Annotated in this window: 17 protein-coding genes; 12 read left to right on the plus strand and 5 right to left on the minus strand. The window is 71.7% G+C overall.

Annotated elements, in window-relative coordinates:
* Positions 1-88 precede the first annotated feature (88 nt).
* Entirely contained in the window at positions 89-895 is an 807-nt protein-coding gene (locus ASG04_RS14235; RefSeq protein ID WP_156463674.1) for a hypothetical protein, read from the plus strand.
* A gap of 134 nt (positions 896-1,029) precedes the next feature.
* Here the strand turns inward: ASG04_RS14235 and ASG04_RS14240 are convergent, their stop codons facing one another.
* Positions 1,030-1,887 (minus strand): LysR substrate-binding domain-containing protein, encoded by an 858-nt coding sequence (locus ASG04_RS14240; RefSeq protein WP_056125524.1) that lies wholly within the window; start codon positions 1,885-1,887, stop codon positions 1,030-1,032.
* A gap of 122 nt (positions 1,888-2,009) precedes the next feature.
* Between ASG04_RS14240 and ASG04_RS14245 the strand changes: the two genes are divergently transcribed.
* Positions 2,010-3,335: an MFS transporter gene (locus tag ASG04_RS14245; protein ID WP_056125855.1), complete on the plus strand. Its 1,326-nt coding sequence runs from the start codon at positions 2,010-2,012 to the stop codon at positions 3,333-3,335.
* Positions 3,336-3,497: 162 nt separating this feature from the next.
* Here ASG04_RS14245 and ASG04_RS14250 read toward each other — a convergent pair whose 3' ends face one another.
* Positions 3,498-4,145 carry an NAD(P)-dependent oxidoreductase gene (locus ASG04_RS14250; protein WP_056125526.1) on the minus strand — a complete coding sequence of 216 codons (648 nt, stop codon included), beginning with the start codon at positions 4,143-4,145 and terminating at the stop codon, positions 3,498-3,500.
* A 100-nt stretch (positions 4,146-4,245) separates the two neighbouring features.
* Between ASG04_RS14250 and ASG04_RS14255 the strand changes: the two genes are divergently transcribed.
* Both ASG04_RS14255 and ASG04_RS14260 read left to right on the plus strand, forming a co-directional pair.
* Entirely contained in the window at positions 4,246-4,611 is a 366-nt protein-coding gene (locus ASG04_RS14255; RefSeq protein WP_056125528.1) for a winged helix-turn-helix transcriptional regulator, read from the plus strand.
* A gap of 45 nt (positions 4,612-4,656) precedes the next feature.
* Positions 4,657-5,685, plus strand: a complete 1,029-nt coding sequence (locus ASG04_RS14260; RefSeq protein WP_056125530.1) for an NADPH:quinone reductase — start codon at positions 4,657-4,659, stop codon at positions 5,683-5,685.
* Between the two features lie 210 nt (positions 5,686-5,895).
* Here the strand turns inward: ASG04_RS14260 and ASG04_RS14265 are convergent, their stop codons facing one another.
* Positions 5,896-6,072: a hypothetical protein gene (locus tag ASG04_RS14265; RefSeq protein WP_156463675.1), complete on the minus strand. Its 177-nt coding sequence runs from the start codon at positions 6,070-6,072 to the stop codon at positions 5,896-5,898.
* Between the two features lie 32 nt (positions 6,073-6,104).
* Entirely contained in the window at positions 6,105-6,920 is an 816-nt protein-coding gene (locus tag ASG04_RS14270; protein WP_156463676.1) for a GAF domain-containing protein, read from the minus strand.
* A 94-nt stretch (positions 6,921-7,014) separates the two neighbouring features.
* On the opposite strand from ASG04_RS14270, the gene ASG04_RS14275 reads away from it, so the two are divergent.
* The 3 genes from ASG04_RS14275 (at position 7,015) to ASG04_RS14285 (ending at position 10,474) form a co-directional block, all read left to right on the plus strand.
* On the plus strand, positions 7,015-7,389 hold the full coding sequence (locus tag ASG04_RS14275) for a helix-turn-helix domain-containing protein (protein WP_056125536.1): 375 nt from the start codon (positions 7,015-7,017) through the stop codon (positions 7,387-7,389).
* 68 nt (positions 7,390-7,457) lie between these two features.
* Complete coding sequence (locus ASG04_RS14280; protein ID WP_056125538.1) at positions 7,458-8,330, plus strand: patatin-like phospholipase family protein; 873 nt, start codon at positions 7,458-7,460, stop codon at positions 8,328-8,330.
* 35 nt (positions 8,331-8,365) lie between these two features.
* Positions 8,366-10,474 (plus strand): alpha/beta fold hydrolase, encoded by a 2,109-nt coding sequence (locus ASG04_RS14285; RefSeq protein WP_056125540.1) that lies wholly within the window; start codon positions 8,366-8,368, stop codon positions 10,472-10,474.
* A gap of 91 nt (positions 10,475-10,565) precedes the next feature.
* On the opposite strand, the gene ASG04_RS14290 is transcribed toward ASG04_RS14285, so the two are convergent.
* A complete protein-coding gene (locus ASG04_RS14290) occupies positions 10,566-11,759 on the minus strand; it encodes an acyl-CoA dehydrogenase family protein (protein WP_200938522.1) in 1,194 nt (397 codons plus the stop codon).
* A gap of 45 nt (positions 11,760-11,804) precedes the next feature.
* Between ASG04_RS14290 and ASG04_RS14295 the strand changes: the two genes are divergently transcribed.
* The 5 genes from ASG04_RS14295 (at position 11,805) to ASG04_RS14315 (ending at position 16,011) form a co-directional block, all read left to right on the plus strand.
* Positions 11,805-12,359, plus strand: coding sequence for a QsdR family transcriptional regulator (locus ASG04_RS14295; RefSeq protein WP_056125544.1), 555 nt, complete (start codon positions 11,805-11,807; stop codon positions 12,357-12,359).
* A gap of 92 nt (positions 12,360-12,451) precedes the next feature.
* Positions 12,452-12,838 carry a lactococcin 972 family bacteriocin gene (locus ASG04_RS14300; RefSeq protein ID WP_056125546.1) on the plus strand — a complete coding sequence of 129 codons (387 nt, stop codon included), beginning with the start codon at positions 12,452-12,454 and terminating at the stop codon, positions 12,836-12,838.
* Positions 12,839-12,894: 56 nt separating this feature from the next.
* The gene (locus ASG04_RS14305; RefSeq protein WP_056125548.1) at positions 12,895-14,862 is read left to right on the plus strand and encodes a hypothetical protein; all 1,968 of its coding nucleotides are present in this window, start codon (positions 12,895-12,897) and stop codon (positions 14,860-14,862) included.
* On the plus strand, positions 14,859-15,512 hold the full coding sequence (locus ASG04_RS14310; RefSeq protein ID WP_056125550.1) for an ABC transporter ATP-binding protein: 654 nt from the start codon (positions 14,859-14,861) through the stop codon (positions 15,510-15,512). The genes ASG04_RS14305 and ASG04_RS14310 overlap by 4 nt, the downstream gene beginning before the upstream one ends.
* A gap of 64 nt (positions 15,513-15,576) precedes the next feature.
* Positions 15,577-16,011 carry an acyl-CoA thioesterase gene (locus tag ASG04_RS14315; RefSeq protein WP_056125553.1) on the plus strand — a complete coding sequence of 145 codons (435 nt, stop codon included), beginning with the start codon at positions 15,577-15,579 and terminating at the stop codon, positions 16,009-16,011.
* Positions 16,012-16,084 lie beyond the last annotated feature (73 nt).

Below are 16,084 nucleotides of genomic sequence, written 5' to 3' on the forward strand. Positions count from 1 at the left end.
CGTCGTCACGCCCGAGCCCACCGCCCCCGCCGCGGCTCCCGCGGAACCGGTCCGGTCCGCACCGTCGGACCGGCAGCCCGGGAGGCCCGTGCTCGACCCGGACGCGGTCGTGCCGGACTACCCGCCGTCCGAGGACCTGCTCCCCCCGGCGCCGACCTCGCCCACGCTGCACACCGCGCCCGTCGGCTCCACTCCCGTCGGGTCCGGCCCCGCTCCGACGATCGCCGCGGAGCCCGCGCCGGTCTCCCCGATCGACGCCGCCCGCGAGCCCGCGCTCGCCGGCGGTTCGCACCAGGGGCCGGTCGTCCCCCGCACCGGCCAGCCCCGGTTCTCCGTGCCCGGCCTCGAGCACGTCGTCGTCGAGGGCGCCGAGCCCGCGCCGAGCGGCCCCGTCGGGTTCCGCACGCCGGCGCGCTTCGCACACCAGCAGACCACCACCGCCCCGGCGCAGGAGCACTCATTCGAGTCCCTCCTGGCCGCAGCGCCCGCCGCTGCCCAGGAACCGGTGCGCGCGCTCGACGCGACCGAGCCCGCCGAGGCCGAGCCGGTCCTCCCGTCCGCGTCCCCCACCCGCGCACGCCGCACGGTCGGGGCGACCCCGTCCGCGGTCCTCGGCGCCGTCGCGGGGGTCGCGACGGTCGGTCTCGCGGTCTCGTGGTTCGCCGCGCCGGCGACCGTGCACGCCCTCGGCCTGCTGCTCGGCGTGGTCGCGGTCGTCTGCTCGGTCGCGGCCGTGCGCTCCCGAGCCGCCACGTGGCAGCGGCCGGTGGCGCTCCTCGGTGCGGTGCTCGGTGGCGTCGGCATGCTCGTGCTGCTCTGGGCCGTGGCGACCGCGCTCGGTGCTCCGCTGCCGGACCTCACCGGCACGGGCACCACCCCCACGCTCGCACCCTGACGCGCGGAACGGCGCTGCGCCAGCCGGTCGAGACGCCGCGATCGGCTCGAGACGCCGCCCGGGAGCGCGGCGCCTCGGCAGCTCGGCGGCGTCTCGAGCGCCCGGCGGCGTCTCGCGCATCCTGCGGCAGCGACTCAGACCGCCCGCACGACACCCCGGGACAGGATCGCGTTCGTCAGCGCGTCGATCGGCTCGCGCTGCACGGTCGGGTTCGCGATGAGGACGTAGTCGACCGCGGGCAGGTCCGGCAACCCCAGGCGCTGCGACACCTTCACCAGGTCCGCCGGGATGAGCGAGTGCGGGAACACCGCGACACCGATGCCCGCGCGGACCGCCGCCAGCACGCCGTTGACGTCGCGCGTGTTGCACGTGATGCGCCAGGTGCGGCCGGCTGCCTCGAGCGCGTCGATCGCCATCTGCCGGCTGATGCTGGGTGCCTGGTAGGCGATGAGCGGCACGGGCTCGTCGCGCTCGACCGCGATGCCGTCCTGGGCCATCCACACCATCTGGTCCGTCGCGACGCGGGTCCCCTCGGCGGACTCCCCCGCCGTCTGCTTGATGAAGACCAGGTCGAGCGCCCCGGCGTGGACCCGGCGCAGCAGTGGTGACGACTGGTTCACCGTGAGCTCGAGGTTCACCTGCGGGTGCAACCGGCGGAAGTCCCGGAGGATCCGGGGCAGCTGCGTGATGGCCAGGTCGTCCGCGGCACCGAACCGCAGCCGCCCGCGGGTCGCCGACCCGGAGAAGTACGCGTCCGCCGTGGCGTGCGCCGCCAGGATCGTGCGCGCGAAGCCCGCCATCGCGTCCCCGTTGTCCGTCAGCCGGACGCCTCGGGTGTCCCGCGCGACCAGGGTGCGCGACACCGCGGTCTCGAGCCGACGCACGTGCTGGGACACGGTCGGCTGGCTGATGCCGAGTCGTGCTGCCGCCTGGGTGAAGCTCTGCGTCTCGGCGACGGCCAGGAAGGTCTGCAGCAGGACGGGATCGAGCACGCGGGTGCCTCTCATTCGACATCGCAATGGAGTGATAGCAACCATACGGGGATCGAATGGGTCGGTGTCACGTAGTTTCGATGAGGTACCAGTCCGCATCCGACGTCCGGAGTCCCTGCACCGTGAGCGCGTCATCGACGACCCTCCCCCCGCCCACCGAACCACTCCCGATCCAGACCACCCGCCCGCCGTGGCGGCACACCCTCATCGCGCTGTCCGTGCCGAACTTCCGGCTGTTCACCGCGACGAACCTGGTGGCGATGACCGCGGGGTGGATGCAGCGCATCGCCCAGGACTGGCTCGTGCTGCAGCTGACGGGCTCCGTCGCGCAGGTGGGCATCACGGTCGCGTGCCAGTTCGCCCCGATGCTGTTCTTCGGGCTGTTCGGCGGGGTCATCGTCGACCGGTTCTCCAAGCGTGCGCTGATGATGATCACGCAGGGCGCCTTCGCCGTGCTCTCACTGCTGCTCGCGGTGCTGACGCTGACCGGGGTGGTGCAGGCCTGGCACATCTGGGCGATCGCCTTCGTCGTCGGCATGGTCACCGTGATCGACAACCCCGCCCGCCAGGTCTTCGTCACCGAGATCGTCGGGCACGAACACCTGCGGAACGCGATCAGCGTCAACTCGTCGGTGTTCCAGCTGGGCGGGATGATCGGCCCCGCGCTGTCCGGCGCACTGCTCGTCGCCGTCGGGGCCGGGTGGTCGTTCGGCGTGAACGCGGTGGCCTGCGTGGCGGTCGTCGTGACGCTCGGGTTCCTGAAGACCTCGGAGCTCCACCGCACACCGTCCACGCCGCGGGGCAAGGGCCAGCTCGTCGAGGGGCTGCGCTACGCGGTCGGCAAGCCGACGATCATCGTGCCGGTCATCCTGGTCGCGTTCTTCTCCGTCTTCGCGCTGACGATGCCCGTGCTGCTGTCCGCCTTCGCGTCCAAGGTCTACGACGTCGGTGCCGGTGGCTACGGCCTGTTCAACTCGGCGGTCGCGGTCGGCGCGCTCGTCGGGGCGCTGCTGTCCACCCGGCGGGCGGTGGTCCGGCTGCGCACCATCGTGGGCGGGGTGTTCTGGACCGGGATCCTGCTCGTGGTCAGCGGCAGCATCCCCGTCATCGCGCCGTTCACCGTGATGCTGGTCGCGGTCGGGATGTCGCAGCTGCTGTTCCAGACGGCGTCGAACTCGCTCGTGCAGCTGTCGTCGAACATCGCGATCCGCGGGCGCGTGATGTCGCTGTACATCCTGGTGCTGCTCGGCGGACAGGCCATCGGCGGACCGCTCATGGGCCAGGTCGTCGACCACTTCGGCGCGCACGTCGGGATGATGGTCGCCGGTGGCGTGCCCGCCGCGGCAGCGGCCGTGATCGGCCTGGTCCTCGCCCGTCGGGGCGGCTTCCACCTGGGCGTGCGGATGCGGCACCACATGCCGCTGCCGGCCATCGTCGGTCACCGCTGACGGCGTTCAGCGGGCACCGCTGACGGGAGGCCCGGTGCCAGCTGGCACCGAGCCTCCTGTCCGGTGGTGGTCACCATCTCCGCGTCGCACCCCGTTGCGCACGTCGCGCCCCGCCGGGACGGGGCGCGACGTGGGTCCCGGGGTGCGAACTGCCGCTGTTGGTCAGTACGCGACGCCGAAGCGCGCCTGGTGGTGCGCCGGACGCTCGATCTCGTCGACGACCGCGATCGCGTAGTCGGCGCCGGAGATGTCCGAGTTGCCCTCGGCGTCCGTCAGGAGCACGTCGTCCGAGGTGCGGTAGGTGCCACGACGCTCGCCGGGGTTGTAGCCACCGAAGGCCGCCGCCGGGCTGACGTAGAACCAGTCCACGTCGGTGTCGCTGCTGCGGAGGGCCTCGAGGACCTGGGCGTGGCTCTTCGCCTCGGCTTTGAACGCGTCCGGGAAGTCCGGCGTGTCGAAGAGCGCCGGGCCTCCCTCGGCGACGAGCAGCGACCCGGCACCGCCGACGATGCCGAGGCGCGCACCGGCGGCAGCGGCCGCGTCGACGAAGTGCTGGAAGCGGTCCTTGAGCTCGCTGCCGTCTGCCTGCACCGCGTGCAGCGAGACGACGACGACGTCGGCACCCGCCGTGACCTCGGCGACGAAGTCCGGGTCGAACGCGTCGCCCTGCGCCAGGGTCAGGCCCTCGGCCGGCTCGAGCTTGCTGGTGTCACGGGCGACGGCGACGACCTGGTGGCCGCGCGACAGGGCCTCGTGGGTGATGGCGGAGCCGGCGTACCCGGTGCCTCCGACGACGACGATGGTGCTCATGCGTGTTCCTCTCGTGGTGGTGCGGTCTGTCGTGACTCACTGTAGGGGTGTTACTCTCTTTGAGTAAGTAGGCACCTCACGGTGCGTGACCGGAGGTCCCATGAGTGCGCTCGAGTACAGCCCCTACGCGGCGGAGTGCCCCTCGCGGCAGCTGCTCGACCGGATCGGCGACCGGTGGAGCGTGCTGACGATCGGGACCCTGGCGTCCGGTCCTCATCGGTACTCTGCGATCGCGGCCGCGGTGCAGGGCGTGTCGCAGAAGATGCTCACGCAGACCCTCCGCGCCCTCGAACGCGACGGGCTCGTCACGCGCACGGTGTTCCCCGAGATCCCGCCGCACGTGGAGTACGCGCTCACCGATGCCGGCCGGTCGCTCCGCACCGTGCTGCAACCGCTCGAGGACTGGGCCACGACGCACATGGCCGACGTCGCGGTCGCTCGCGACCAGTACGACGCCGTTCACTGACCGGTCCCTGGAATCGCCGGACGCCGCGGGTGGTTGCGTGGAGGCATGCGATCGATCGTCTACTCCCAGCCCGGTGACTCCTCCGTCCTCTCCCTCGTCGACCGCGACGTGCCCGAGCCCGCCGCCGGCGAGGTCCGCGTGCGCGTGGTCGTCTCCGGTGTGAACCCGACGGACTGGAAGGCCCGCGCTGGCGGTACCTACGGCGACGGCCTGCCCTTCCCCGAGATCACGCCGAACCAGGACGGCGCGGGCGTCGTGGACGCCGTCGGACCCGGGGTCGACAGCGTCGCCCTCGGCGACCACGTGTGGCTGTTCATGGCCGCCGCGTCCCGCCCCACCGGAACCGCGCAGGAGTACACCGTCGTGCCGGTCTCGCGGGTCGTGCCCCTGCCGGCCGAGACCTCGTTCGACATCGGCGCGTCGCTCGGCGTCCCCGCCATGACCGCCCACCGGGCACTGACCACGCACGAGGAGGGCCCCGCGCGCCTGGGTCCCGGTGCGCTCGACGGCATGACCGTCCTGGTCGCCGGTGGCGCCGGAGCCGTCGGACACGCCGCGATCCAGCTCGCGCGGTGGGCCGGGGCCACCGTCATCGCGACGATCAGCTCGGACGCCAAGGCCGCGCTCGCCACCGCGGCCGGTGCGCACCACACCGTGAACTACCGGTCCGACGACGCCGCGTCGCAGATCCGGGACATCGCCCCCGACGGGGTCGACATCGTCGTCGAGGTGTCGATCCCGCAGAACGCCGACCTGGTCGCCGAGGTGCTGGCGAACCACGGCGTGGTGTCGATCTACGCGAACAACGGCGGCGACGAGGCCTCGATCCCGATCCGCCCGAACATGAGCGTCAACGCGCGGTACCAGTTCCTGCTGCTCTACACGATCGGCGACGAAGCGCTGGCGGCCGCCGCGGAGGACGTCACCGAGGCTCTGCACGACGGGGTCCTGCCCGTGGGCGCGGAGGCCGGGCTGCCGCTGACGCGCTTCGACCTGGCCGACACCGCTGCGGCGCACGACGCCGTCGAGGGCGACACGGTCGGCAAGGTGCTCATCGACGTGACGTCGGCGTAGGCAGCGGGGCCGGGCCGGGGCCGGGCCAGGCCGGGCCGGGTACACCGGGCCCCGCACCCCCGCACCCCCGCACCGACATCGCGCCCCGTTCCCTCGGGGCGCGATGTCTGTGCGGGGGTGCGACGTCAGGACGACGCGGCGGTCGCGTGCGCGGATCGGCCGGCGAACGGGGCCGCGCTGCCGGTCACGGCGTCAGCGGCGTCAGCGGCGTCAGCGTCGTCGCGCGCGGCCGGTCAGTCGGGCCCGGGCAGCCCGGAGCGCACGATCGAGGTTGGCCGCGATGACCCGGGGATCGTCGTAGTCCGCGTCGGTGGCCTCGGCCCGCCGTCCGCCCGGGCCGATCGGGGCACGCCCGAACGGGAACGGACCCGGCTGCACGCTCGTCATGCCGACAGGGTACGACTGCCGACCGACAGCGGTCACGGCGACGGCTGCCGGTCGGTTCGCCGCACCGGAAACGCCAGCGTGCAGGCGACCGCGACGTACTGTGCGACGACGTCGACGTTGCGGACGTCCAGGTCGGCGAAGGCGTCCGGCGTCGGGCAGTCGACCGTGAGCATGCCGAACGAGTAGCCCTCGCCACGGATGACGACCGCGACGTACGACCGGTACCGCGGGTCGAAGTCGGGAGCGTCGTCCACCGCGTCGACGTCCGATTCGCGGTCCCCCACGACGCGCGGCGGACCACCGGTCAGCACCCACTCCAGGTTCCGGTCACCGTACGGGGTGCCAGCGCGGAACGTGCCAGCCGTGTCGTCCGCCCCGCCGTGACCGATCGGCTCGAGGGCGTCGAGCGACGGCGACAGCAGGTACACGTTGGCGCGGACGTCCGGCACGTGCGGCAGCAGGTAGAACGCGAGCGCGGCGGCCGCCCGGTCGGCGAACGCCCCGAGCTCGGACCGGCGGGTGGCGTGGTCGTGGGCGGCGAAGCGCGTGAGTCGTGTCGCTATCTGCCCGAAGCCGTACTGGACGGCGACCTCGTACGCGGCGAGCGCGGTGGCCCCGGCGTCCTCGGCTCGGCGTCGTCCGGCGGCGGTCCGGCGAGCGCGGACGACCTGCCAGGCGACGACGCCGGCGAAGACCACGAGGGCGACGACCACCACGACCGCACGCTCGACGGGGACACCGACCAGGTTCGGCGCCTGGAACGCGGCTGTCGGCAGCGCGGCCGCGACGACGGGCAACACGACGTCGCCGTACCGCCTGCCGCCCGTTCGTTCGTTCCCCTGACCCACGCAGGCGACGCTAGGGCCGACCACCGACCTCGGCAGCGGGCGACATCCGGGATCCGCCGTTGCCATCGCGGGTGCACGGGAGGACCATCGTCGGATGCGCATCAGCGACGATCCGCCCCACCCGCCGACGGCCACCGCCGACCCGGCGACCCGGCCGACGAGCCCGACCGCCGGCGCGAGCAAGGAGGCGAGCACGGCCGCGGCCAGCGGTTCCGCCACGAGCACCGGGACCGTGCAGACCGTCGAGAAGACCCTCGCGATCCTCGAGGTCGTCGCCGACCGCGGTGGTGCGACCGCCAAGGAGGTCGCCGAGGCAACGGGCTTCCCGCTCCCCACCGCCTACCGACTGCTCCACGCCCTGGTGTCCGCCGACTACCTGGTGCACCTGCGCGACCAGCGGCGCTTCGAGCTCGGGGACAAGCTGCGTGCACTCGGCGCACTGGCCGTACCTCGTCCGGGCACCGGCTGAGCGTGAACGCGCGACGACGCTCCCGCGAGCCGCACCCCGAGCGGCCCCCGGGTTGGTAAGCATGGTGCATGAGCCAACTCGACACCCCCGCTGCCGGAACCCGAGCGATCGTCCTCGGAGGTGGCGGTGTCGCCGGCATCGCGTGGGAGCTCGGGGTGCTGTCGGCGCTCGAGGACGCCGGCGTCGACCTGGGCGCCGCTGACCTGGTGGTCGGCACCAGCGCCGGCAGCGTCGTGGGGACCTTCGTCCGACACGGCGGCATCGCCGAGGCCTTCGCGCAGCAGACCGCCCCGGTCCCCACGACGTACGAGGAGCCCGTCCGGATCGACGCCGAGCGCGTGCAGCAGGAGATCGGGCAGGCGTTGGCCGGAGCCACCTCGGAGCAGGACGCCCGCGCACGCCTCGGCCACCTCGCGCAGCAGGTCACGGCCGGGCAGACGGACGACGAGCGTGTCGCGACCTTCTCCGAGATGCTGCCGTCGACCGCATGGCCGGAGCGGCCCCTCGCGCTGACCGCCATCGATGCGACCGACGGCACGTTCCGGGTCCTGACGAGTGCGGACGGCGTCCCGCTGGCGCGTGCGGTCGCGGCGAGCTGCTCGGTGCCGGTCGTCTGGTCGCCGGTGACGATCGAGGGACGCCCCTACATCGACGGTGGCATGCGCTCGGCGACGAACGTGGACGTCGCGGCGGGTCACGAGCGTGTGCTCGTCATCGCCTGCGGCCCCGAAGCCCCCTCGCCGCTCGGCCCGTGGCTCGACCAGTCCGTCGAGGCCCTGCGCGCCGGCGGGTCGAGCGTCGAGGTCGTCGTCGCCGACAGCGCGTCGCAGCAGGCCTTCGGCACGAACTCCCTGGCCCTGTCGACGCAGCGTCCGTCCGCCGAGGCGGGCCGCGCGCAGGCGACCCCCATCGCCGACCGCATCGCTTCGTTCTGGGCATGAGGACGGGTGTCCCCGCCCGTGGCTAGCGTGGGGGCATGACGACGCCGTTCTCGGACCTCGACCAGTTCATCGCCCTGCCCCGTGTCGACGGGATCGCGCTCAGCCCGGACGGCGAGCGCGTGGCACTGACCGTCAGCACGCTCGACCCCGACGCGACCGGGTACCGACGAGCCGTGTGGTCGGTGCCCGCATCCGGCGTGGGTCCGGCGGTGCGCCTCACCCGCAGCGCGAAGGGCGAGTCCGGCACCGCGTTCACGCGGCACGGTGACCTGCTGTTCGTCTCGGGCCGACCGGGAGCGGACGGCGACGACGACGACACCACGCAGCTCTGGCTGCTGCCCGCCACGGGCGGCGAGGCACGTCCGGTGACCCGCCTGACGGGAGGCACGGGTGGCGTGCTCGCGACGGCCAGCGGCAGCGACGTGGTCGCCGTCACCGCCGGACTGCTCCCCACGGCGGCCGACGGCGAGCGGGTCGGTGTCGTCTCCCGCGACGCCGCGCTGCGGAAGCGTCGCGACGACAAGGGGGTGCACGGGATCCTGCACGAGTCGTACCCGGTCCGGTACTGGGACCACGACCTCGGTCCGGACCAGACCCACGTGCTCGCACTCGACCTGGCGGACCTGACCGAGCCGACCGACGCAGAACCCCTCACGGGCGTCGCGACGGACGCGAGCGCGACGGGCACCACCGACACCACGCTCCCGAAGCCCTACCCGGCACACCTGCCGAACCCGATCGACATCACGCCGCGGCCCGGTCGCTCGCTCGACCACGTGACCGGCGCACTCACCCCGGACGGCAGCATCCTGATCGCCGCCGTCGGTGTGCACGAGGCCCGTGGGCAGCGCACCGTGCTCGTCGCGATCGACGTCGCCACCGCCGAGCGCACCGTGCTGTTCGACGACCCGGACGTCGACCACGAGCTCCCGGCGCTCTCGCACGACGGCACGACGATCGCCTGGGTCCGCACGGTCCGTGCGACGCCCGCCGGTGCGAACCAGCAGGAGGTCTGGGTCGCGGGCATCGACGGCTCCGACGCCCGCCGCATCGCCACCGACTGGGACCGGTGGCCGAACGAGCTGGTGTTCGCATCCGACGACACCGCGGTCCTGGCGACCGCGGACCAGGACGGCCGCGCGCCGGTCTTCCGGCTCCCCCTCGACGGCGCAGCCGTCGAGCAGCTGACGCACGACGACTGGGCGTACTCGGGTCTCCGTGTGTCGGCCGCGAGCGGCGTGGTCGTCGCGCTCCGGGCCTCCTGGGCGGCGCCGCTGCACCCCGTGCGGATCGACGCCGACGGCTCGGTGACCCCGCTCGCGACGCCGGCCGCACTGCCGGCCGTGCCCGGGCGCTTGGAAGAGGTCGAGACCACGGCTGCCGACGGCGTGCGCGTGCGCGGCTGGCTGGTGCTGCCGGAGGGCGACGGACCGCACCCCCTGTTGCTCTGGATCCACGGCGGACCGCTCAACTCCTGGAACCAGTGGTCGTGGCGGTGGACCCCGATGCTCGCTGCGGCGCGCGGGTACGCGGTGCTGCTGCCCGACCCCGCACTGTCGACCGGCTACGGGCTCGACTTCGTGAACCGCGGCTGGAACGCGTGGGGCCAGGCGCCCTACACCGACCTGATGGCGATCACCGACGCCGTCGTGGCGCGTGACGACGTCGACGAGACCCGGACCGCCGCGATGGGCGGGTCGTTCGGCGGCTACATGGCGAACTGGGTCGCCGGGCACACCGACCGGTTCCGAGCGGTCGTCACCCACGCCAGCCTGTGGGCGCTCGAGCAGTTCAACGGCACGACCGACTCGTCGGACTACTGGCAGTCGATCTTCGACGCGCAGGGCATGCACGACAACGACCCGCACCGGTTCGTGCGCGACATCACGTCACCGATGCTGGTCATCCACGGCGACAAGGACTACCGCGTGCCGATCGGCGAGGGCCTGCGGCTCTGGTCCGAGCTCGCCGAGCACCATGCCGGGCCCGACGGCACGATGCCGCACCGGTTCCTGTACTTCCCGGACGAGAACCACTGGGTGCTCAAGCCGCAGCACGCGGTCATCTGGTACCAGACGGTGTTCGCGTTCCTCGACCAGCACGTGCTCGGTGCCGAGTGGGAGCGACCGGAACTGCTCGGCTAGCTCGCTGGTGCAGGAGGGCGTGCGGCGACCCGAAACGCCGCACGCCCGGTCTGTGGGCGGTGCTCACACGGCGGTGCTCACACGGCGGTGCTCACACGAACGCGGCCTCGCCGGTGATCGCGCGCCCGACGATGAGCGTGTTCACCTCGCGCGTGCCCTCGTACGAGTAGATCGCCTCGGCGTCCGCGAAGAACCGCGCGACGCCCTTGCCGAGCACGATGCCGTTGCCGCCCTGGACCTCGCGGCACCAGGCGACGGTCTCACGCATCTTCGACGTCGCGAACGCCTTCGCCAGCGCGGAGTGCTCGTCGCCGCCGACCCCGGCGTCCTGCATCGCACTCGCCTGCGTGCACAGGGCGATCGACGCCGTGATGTTCGCCAGCGACTTCACGAGCAGGTCCTGCACGAGCTGGTGCGCGGCGATCGGCTTGCCGAACTGGATGCGCGTCTTCGCGTAGGCGAGGGCGGCCTCGTACGCACCGACCGCGATGCCGACGGCCTGCCAGGCGACCTCGGTGCGGGTCAGGCGCAGGACCTCGGCCGTCGTGCGGAACGACGTCGCGCGCTGCAGTCGTCGCGACTCCGGAACACGGACGCCGGTCATCACGATGTCGGCGTTCTGCACGCCGCGCAGCGCGATCTTGTCCTCGATCTTGGTGGCGGTGAAGCCGTCGGTGTCGGTCGTCACCAGGAAGCCCTTGACCTGGCCGTCCTCGACGTCCTTGGCCCAGATGACGACGACGTCGGCGAACGTGGCGTTGCCGATCCACCGCTTCTCGCCGTCGAGGACCCAGGTGTCTCCCTCGCGCCGCGCCGTCGTGCGGAGGCCCTTGGCGGAGTCACTGCCGGAGTACGGCTCCGTCAGACCGAACGCACCGACCAGCTCGCCGGCGGCCATGCGCGGCAGCCACTCCCGCTGCTGCTCGTCGCTGCCGGCCACGGCGATCGAGTTCATGGCGAGGCCGGACTGCACCCCGATGAACGTCGCCACGCCGGCGTCGACACGTCCGAGCTCGAGTGCCGCCCACCCGCGGTACACGGCCGAGTTCTGGAACTGGCGCACCAGCGGCACGCCGGGCCCGTACATGCCGAGGTCGGCGAGCGGCTTGATGACCTGCATCGGGAACTCGGCACGTGCCCAGTACTCGTCGGCGATCGGTGCGACCTCGCGCTCGAGGTACTCGCGCACCCGCCCGATCGACTCACGCTCCTGGTCCGTCAGCTGCTCGGCGAAGCCGTAGAAGTCCGACTCGAGCAGGGTGGGCAGGGACACGGATGTTGACATGGGAACAACGATGCATCATTCTCGGAAACGTTGCAAGGGAGATCTGTGTACACGTCGGAAACCGCGCTGCGCGCCTTCCGGGAGGCCCGCCACGCCTTCATCGCCGGCTCACGGATCGACATGGGGGCGTTGGCCGCCGACCTCGGCGTGGACCGGACGTCGCTGTTCCGATGGGTGGGCAACCGTGACCGGTTGCTGTCCGAGGTGCTGTGGTCACTGGCGGTCCCCACGCTCGACGCGGCCCGTCGTGACGCCGCCGGGTCGGGTGCGGCGCGACTGGTCGACGTGCTCGCTCAGTTCACCGCCGACCTGATCGAGGCGCCCTACTTCCGGGGGTTCCTGCAGCGCGAACCCGCTCGGGCGCTGCGCCTGCTCACCACGACGGACAGCGATGTGCAGAGTCGGTTCGTGCACGCGGTCACCGAGCTGGTCGCCGCGGAGCAGGCCTCGGGGGCGTTCGACCCGGGGCCGCTATCCGCCGAGGAGCTCGCGCGGCTGCTCGTGCGGATCTCGGAGTCGTTCACGTACGCCGACCTGATCTCCGGCGAGACGCCGGACCCCGCCAGGGCGCGGGCGGCGTTCGAGTACGTCCTCCGGTGATGTTTGACCGCTGGAATTCCACGTACTAGTGTCGTCGTGCTGGCCACGGGGGCCGCCGCGTCACTGTCGACGCAGATCCAGAGGGGAACACCATGCAGAAACGAACCATCGCACTGTCGGTCGTCATCGTCCTGACCGGCGCGCTCGGAGCACCCACCGCGGCGAGCGCCGCTCAGGTCGAACCGGCCACACAGTCCGCTGCATCAGAGGGCATCGGAGTGCACATCCCGTCCGGGGCGCACGCACCGCGGTACACCGTCACGCCGGAAGGCGGCGGCTCGTGGACCTACGGCACGAACGGGCCGAACAACACCGCGTACTCGAACTTCTACCACGCGTCTCGCAAGCACGGCTCGTCGGTGCAGAACGGTCGAGGCAACCTCGATCGGAGCGGAACCGCGCTGGGTGGTGCGACCGCCAAGTCGTCGATCACGAAGACGACCGCTGGCAACCTCGCCTACCACCGGTTCATCAACTAGCAGGTCCAGGAACCGACCCTCCGGATCGCTCTGGTCCGGAGGGTCACTCCGCCCTCATGCTGCGCACACTCATCGCCGGAACCGTCACGTTGGTCCTCGGCCTCGCAATCCTCGTCACCACCGTCATCGACGATGTCGCTCCCCGCGGCGCAACCGACATCGTCACCGTCTGGGATTCGGACGCATCCTCGTCCGGCTCCTTCCAACACCTGGTCGAGCGCACCGCCCGCTCCCACGACATGACGGTCATGAAGGAACTCCGGCACGAGGCCGGGTCGGGCGTGGCCCGAGCGGAGTACGTCGCCAACGCGGGCGCTGCACGCTCGTTCGAGTCGGTGCATCGGGACTTGACCGGGTTCGACCCCAGTCTCACGACCACCTTCCACCCCATCAGCGACCTGCCAGACAACCGTATCAACGGGATGTACCTCACCGATGCGGGCGATTCCAGTGCGCGGGCGTTCGCAGCGTCGCTCGCAGACCACGGCGTCGCGGTGACGGTCAACGCGCTCTCACCGCTCTTCGTCTCGCTCTGGGTCGTGTCCGAGATCCCCGCGATTCCCCTCTCCGGATGCCTGGTGATCGCCGTCGTGCTCGGAACCACTGCCTGGCAGTCCGGGCGCAGGAGGCGCGTCGCGATCGCCGCGAGTCATGGGCGGTCCGCCGTGCGGTCAGCCTGGTTCGACGCGGGCGGTCTCGCGGCGCGAACCACCGCGTGGGGGGCCGTCGGGATCATCGCCGTCACGGTGGTTCTCGTGGTCGTCAACGGCGGGACCAGGATCGGCACCTTCCTCCTGATCGCGATCGCTGGCCTCGTGCTTGCGACCACGGCCATGGGCGCAACGACGATGGTCGCGGCTGCTCTTCCCAGGAGCTCGATGCTCGCCAGCATCAACGGTGCTCGGCCGTGGCGGACCGTCCTGACGATCGCGCTCGTCGGCAACCTCGGAGCGCTCGCACTCGGTTCAGGTGCCGCTGCGACGGCGTGGACCGACGTCACACTGGCTCGAGCCGACGCAGTGGAGCGCACCCTGTGGCGCGGGTCACTCGGTGACGTGCGGATGGGCTTCGAATCGTCGATCGCCGAACTCGACGAAGCGGAGGACGGCCTCGCGGGCGTGTACGAGCGGATGGACGCAGCAGGGACCGCGATCCTCGCCGACCACACGGTGCAACCGGACGACTCGCAGCACACCCCGGACGGCGGGAATGTCCTCATCGTGAATGCGCAGTACCTCCGAGCGCAGTCGATCCAGACACTGTCCGGCGCACGAGTGCTCCCTGAGGACGTGTCGGACACGGCACTCACGCTGCTGGTCCCGGAGGGTGTCGTACTCCCAGAGTCCGACGTCCAGGTGTGGCGCGACTACATGGCGCTGCAGCGGGAGCTCTCCGCCGAGCCGAGACGCATACCGACACAGGTGCCAGTGCAGGTGATGCCCATGCGAGATGCCCCCGTGTTCACCTATGCGACAGATGACCTCGCCGGCACCAGCACCATGACCGGTGGCGTCGTCGCCGTTCTCCCCTCGGCCTTCCCCTCGGCGTCGGGAGATCTGGTGACGGCGGCCATGACCAGCGGCGAAGTCGTGTTCACCGACCCCTCCGCACTCCGAGCGGACCTCGCCGCGCACGGGCTGTCCGACGTGGTCGCGACGATCGCACCGCTCGGCGACTTCGTCTCGTACCGGTCGGTGGTCATCGAACGCGGTCTCCGGCACGCGCTGCTCGCGCTCGGCGTCGTGGTCCTCGTGCTCGTCCTCTCCGCGGTGCTCGCGAGCCAGGCCATCGCCGCGATCGCACGTCGGCGAACCGGCATCGCGCTGCTGCACGGTCGTCGGCGGCTCGTGACACTGAGCTCCGTCGTCGCGGGCCCGACCGCCATGATCGTCGGTGCCACAACCGTGCTCGCGAGCACCGGCATCACACCCGCCGACGCGCCGTCCATCGCGTGTGCCGCGCTCGACGTCCTCGTGGTGGCCATCCTCACCGCGTTCCATCTCCGGACGAAGGAGTTGCCATGACCGGGCCGATCCTGCAGGCAGCGTCGATCGCGAAGTCGCACGGTCGTCGAACACTGTGGCGCGACATCGACGTCACGGTGTCGCCCGGAGCAGCACTCGTCGTCACGGGTCCCAGTGGCAGCGGCAAGTCCACCCTGCTGCGGTGCCTCGGCCTGGTCGAACGAGTCGACGCCGGGCAGATCGTGATCGCGGGCGAGGACGTCACCCGCGTCCGCGCCGGTCGACGCGGTGCGCTGTACCGGCAGACCATCGGACACCTGTTCCAGAACGGCGCGCTCGAGGACGACTGGACCGTGCGACGGAACCTCGACGTCGCCTTCATCGGAGCAGCGACCAAGCGGGCAGCGCGGGCGCCGATCCGGCAGGCGGCGCTGGCGTCGGTCGGCCTGCAGGTGGACGAGCGGACGAAGGCCCATCGGCTGAGCGGTGGCGAGCGACATCGCCTGGCCTCGGCACGACTCGTCATCCGTCGACCGCCCGTGGTCCTGGCGGACGAACCCACCGCGGCGCTCGACATCGCGACCGGGGCCGAGGTCCTGCGGTGCCTGTCCGAGCTCCGGGCCCAGGGCTCCGCGATCATCGTCGCGACGCACGACCCAGCCGTGGTCGCATGGGCGGACGACGTGCTCGTGCTGCCGGGCCGGCACTGAACCAGGACGTGGACTCGACGGTCTCGTTTCCGAGAGAGGATGTCTGTGCACTGATCGGAGACCGATGACCATCGACGAGTACCCGTTCCGCCGTACGTACCCCACGCGCTGGAACGACAACGACATGTTCGGCCATGTCAACAACACGATCTACTACAGCGCGATGGACAACGCGGCGACGTACTGGTTCCGCGAGCAAGCCGGCCTCGACCCGTTCACCTCGGACTGGATCGCCGTGCTGGTGACGTCCAGCTGTCACTTCGTCGAGTCCGCCGTGTGGCCGGACGTCATCGAGGTCGGGATGCGGTCGAAGCGACTGGGGAACACGAGCCTGTCATGGGAGTTCGGCCTGTTCCGGCAGTCCGACGGCGTGCTGCTCGCCACAGGCGAGTTCGTGCACGTCATCATCGACCGCGAGGGCGCCCGTCGCCCCAAGCCCCTGCCGGAGTCCCTCCGCGCGCTCGTGACCGAGACGATGACGGTCTCCGTCGACGCCTGACCGGCCGCGCCGGCCGCTTGGACGCCTGACCCGTCCGGATCGCACCCCCGCAACGACGTCGCGCCCCGGAGGA

This window comes from Curtobacterium sp. Leaf183, from assembly GCF_001424385.1.
Lineage (GTDB): Bacteria > Actinomycetota > Actinomycetes > Actinomycetales > Microbacteriaceae > Curtobacterium.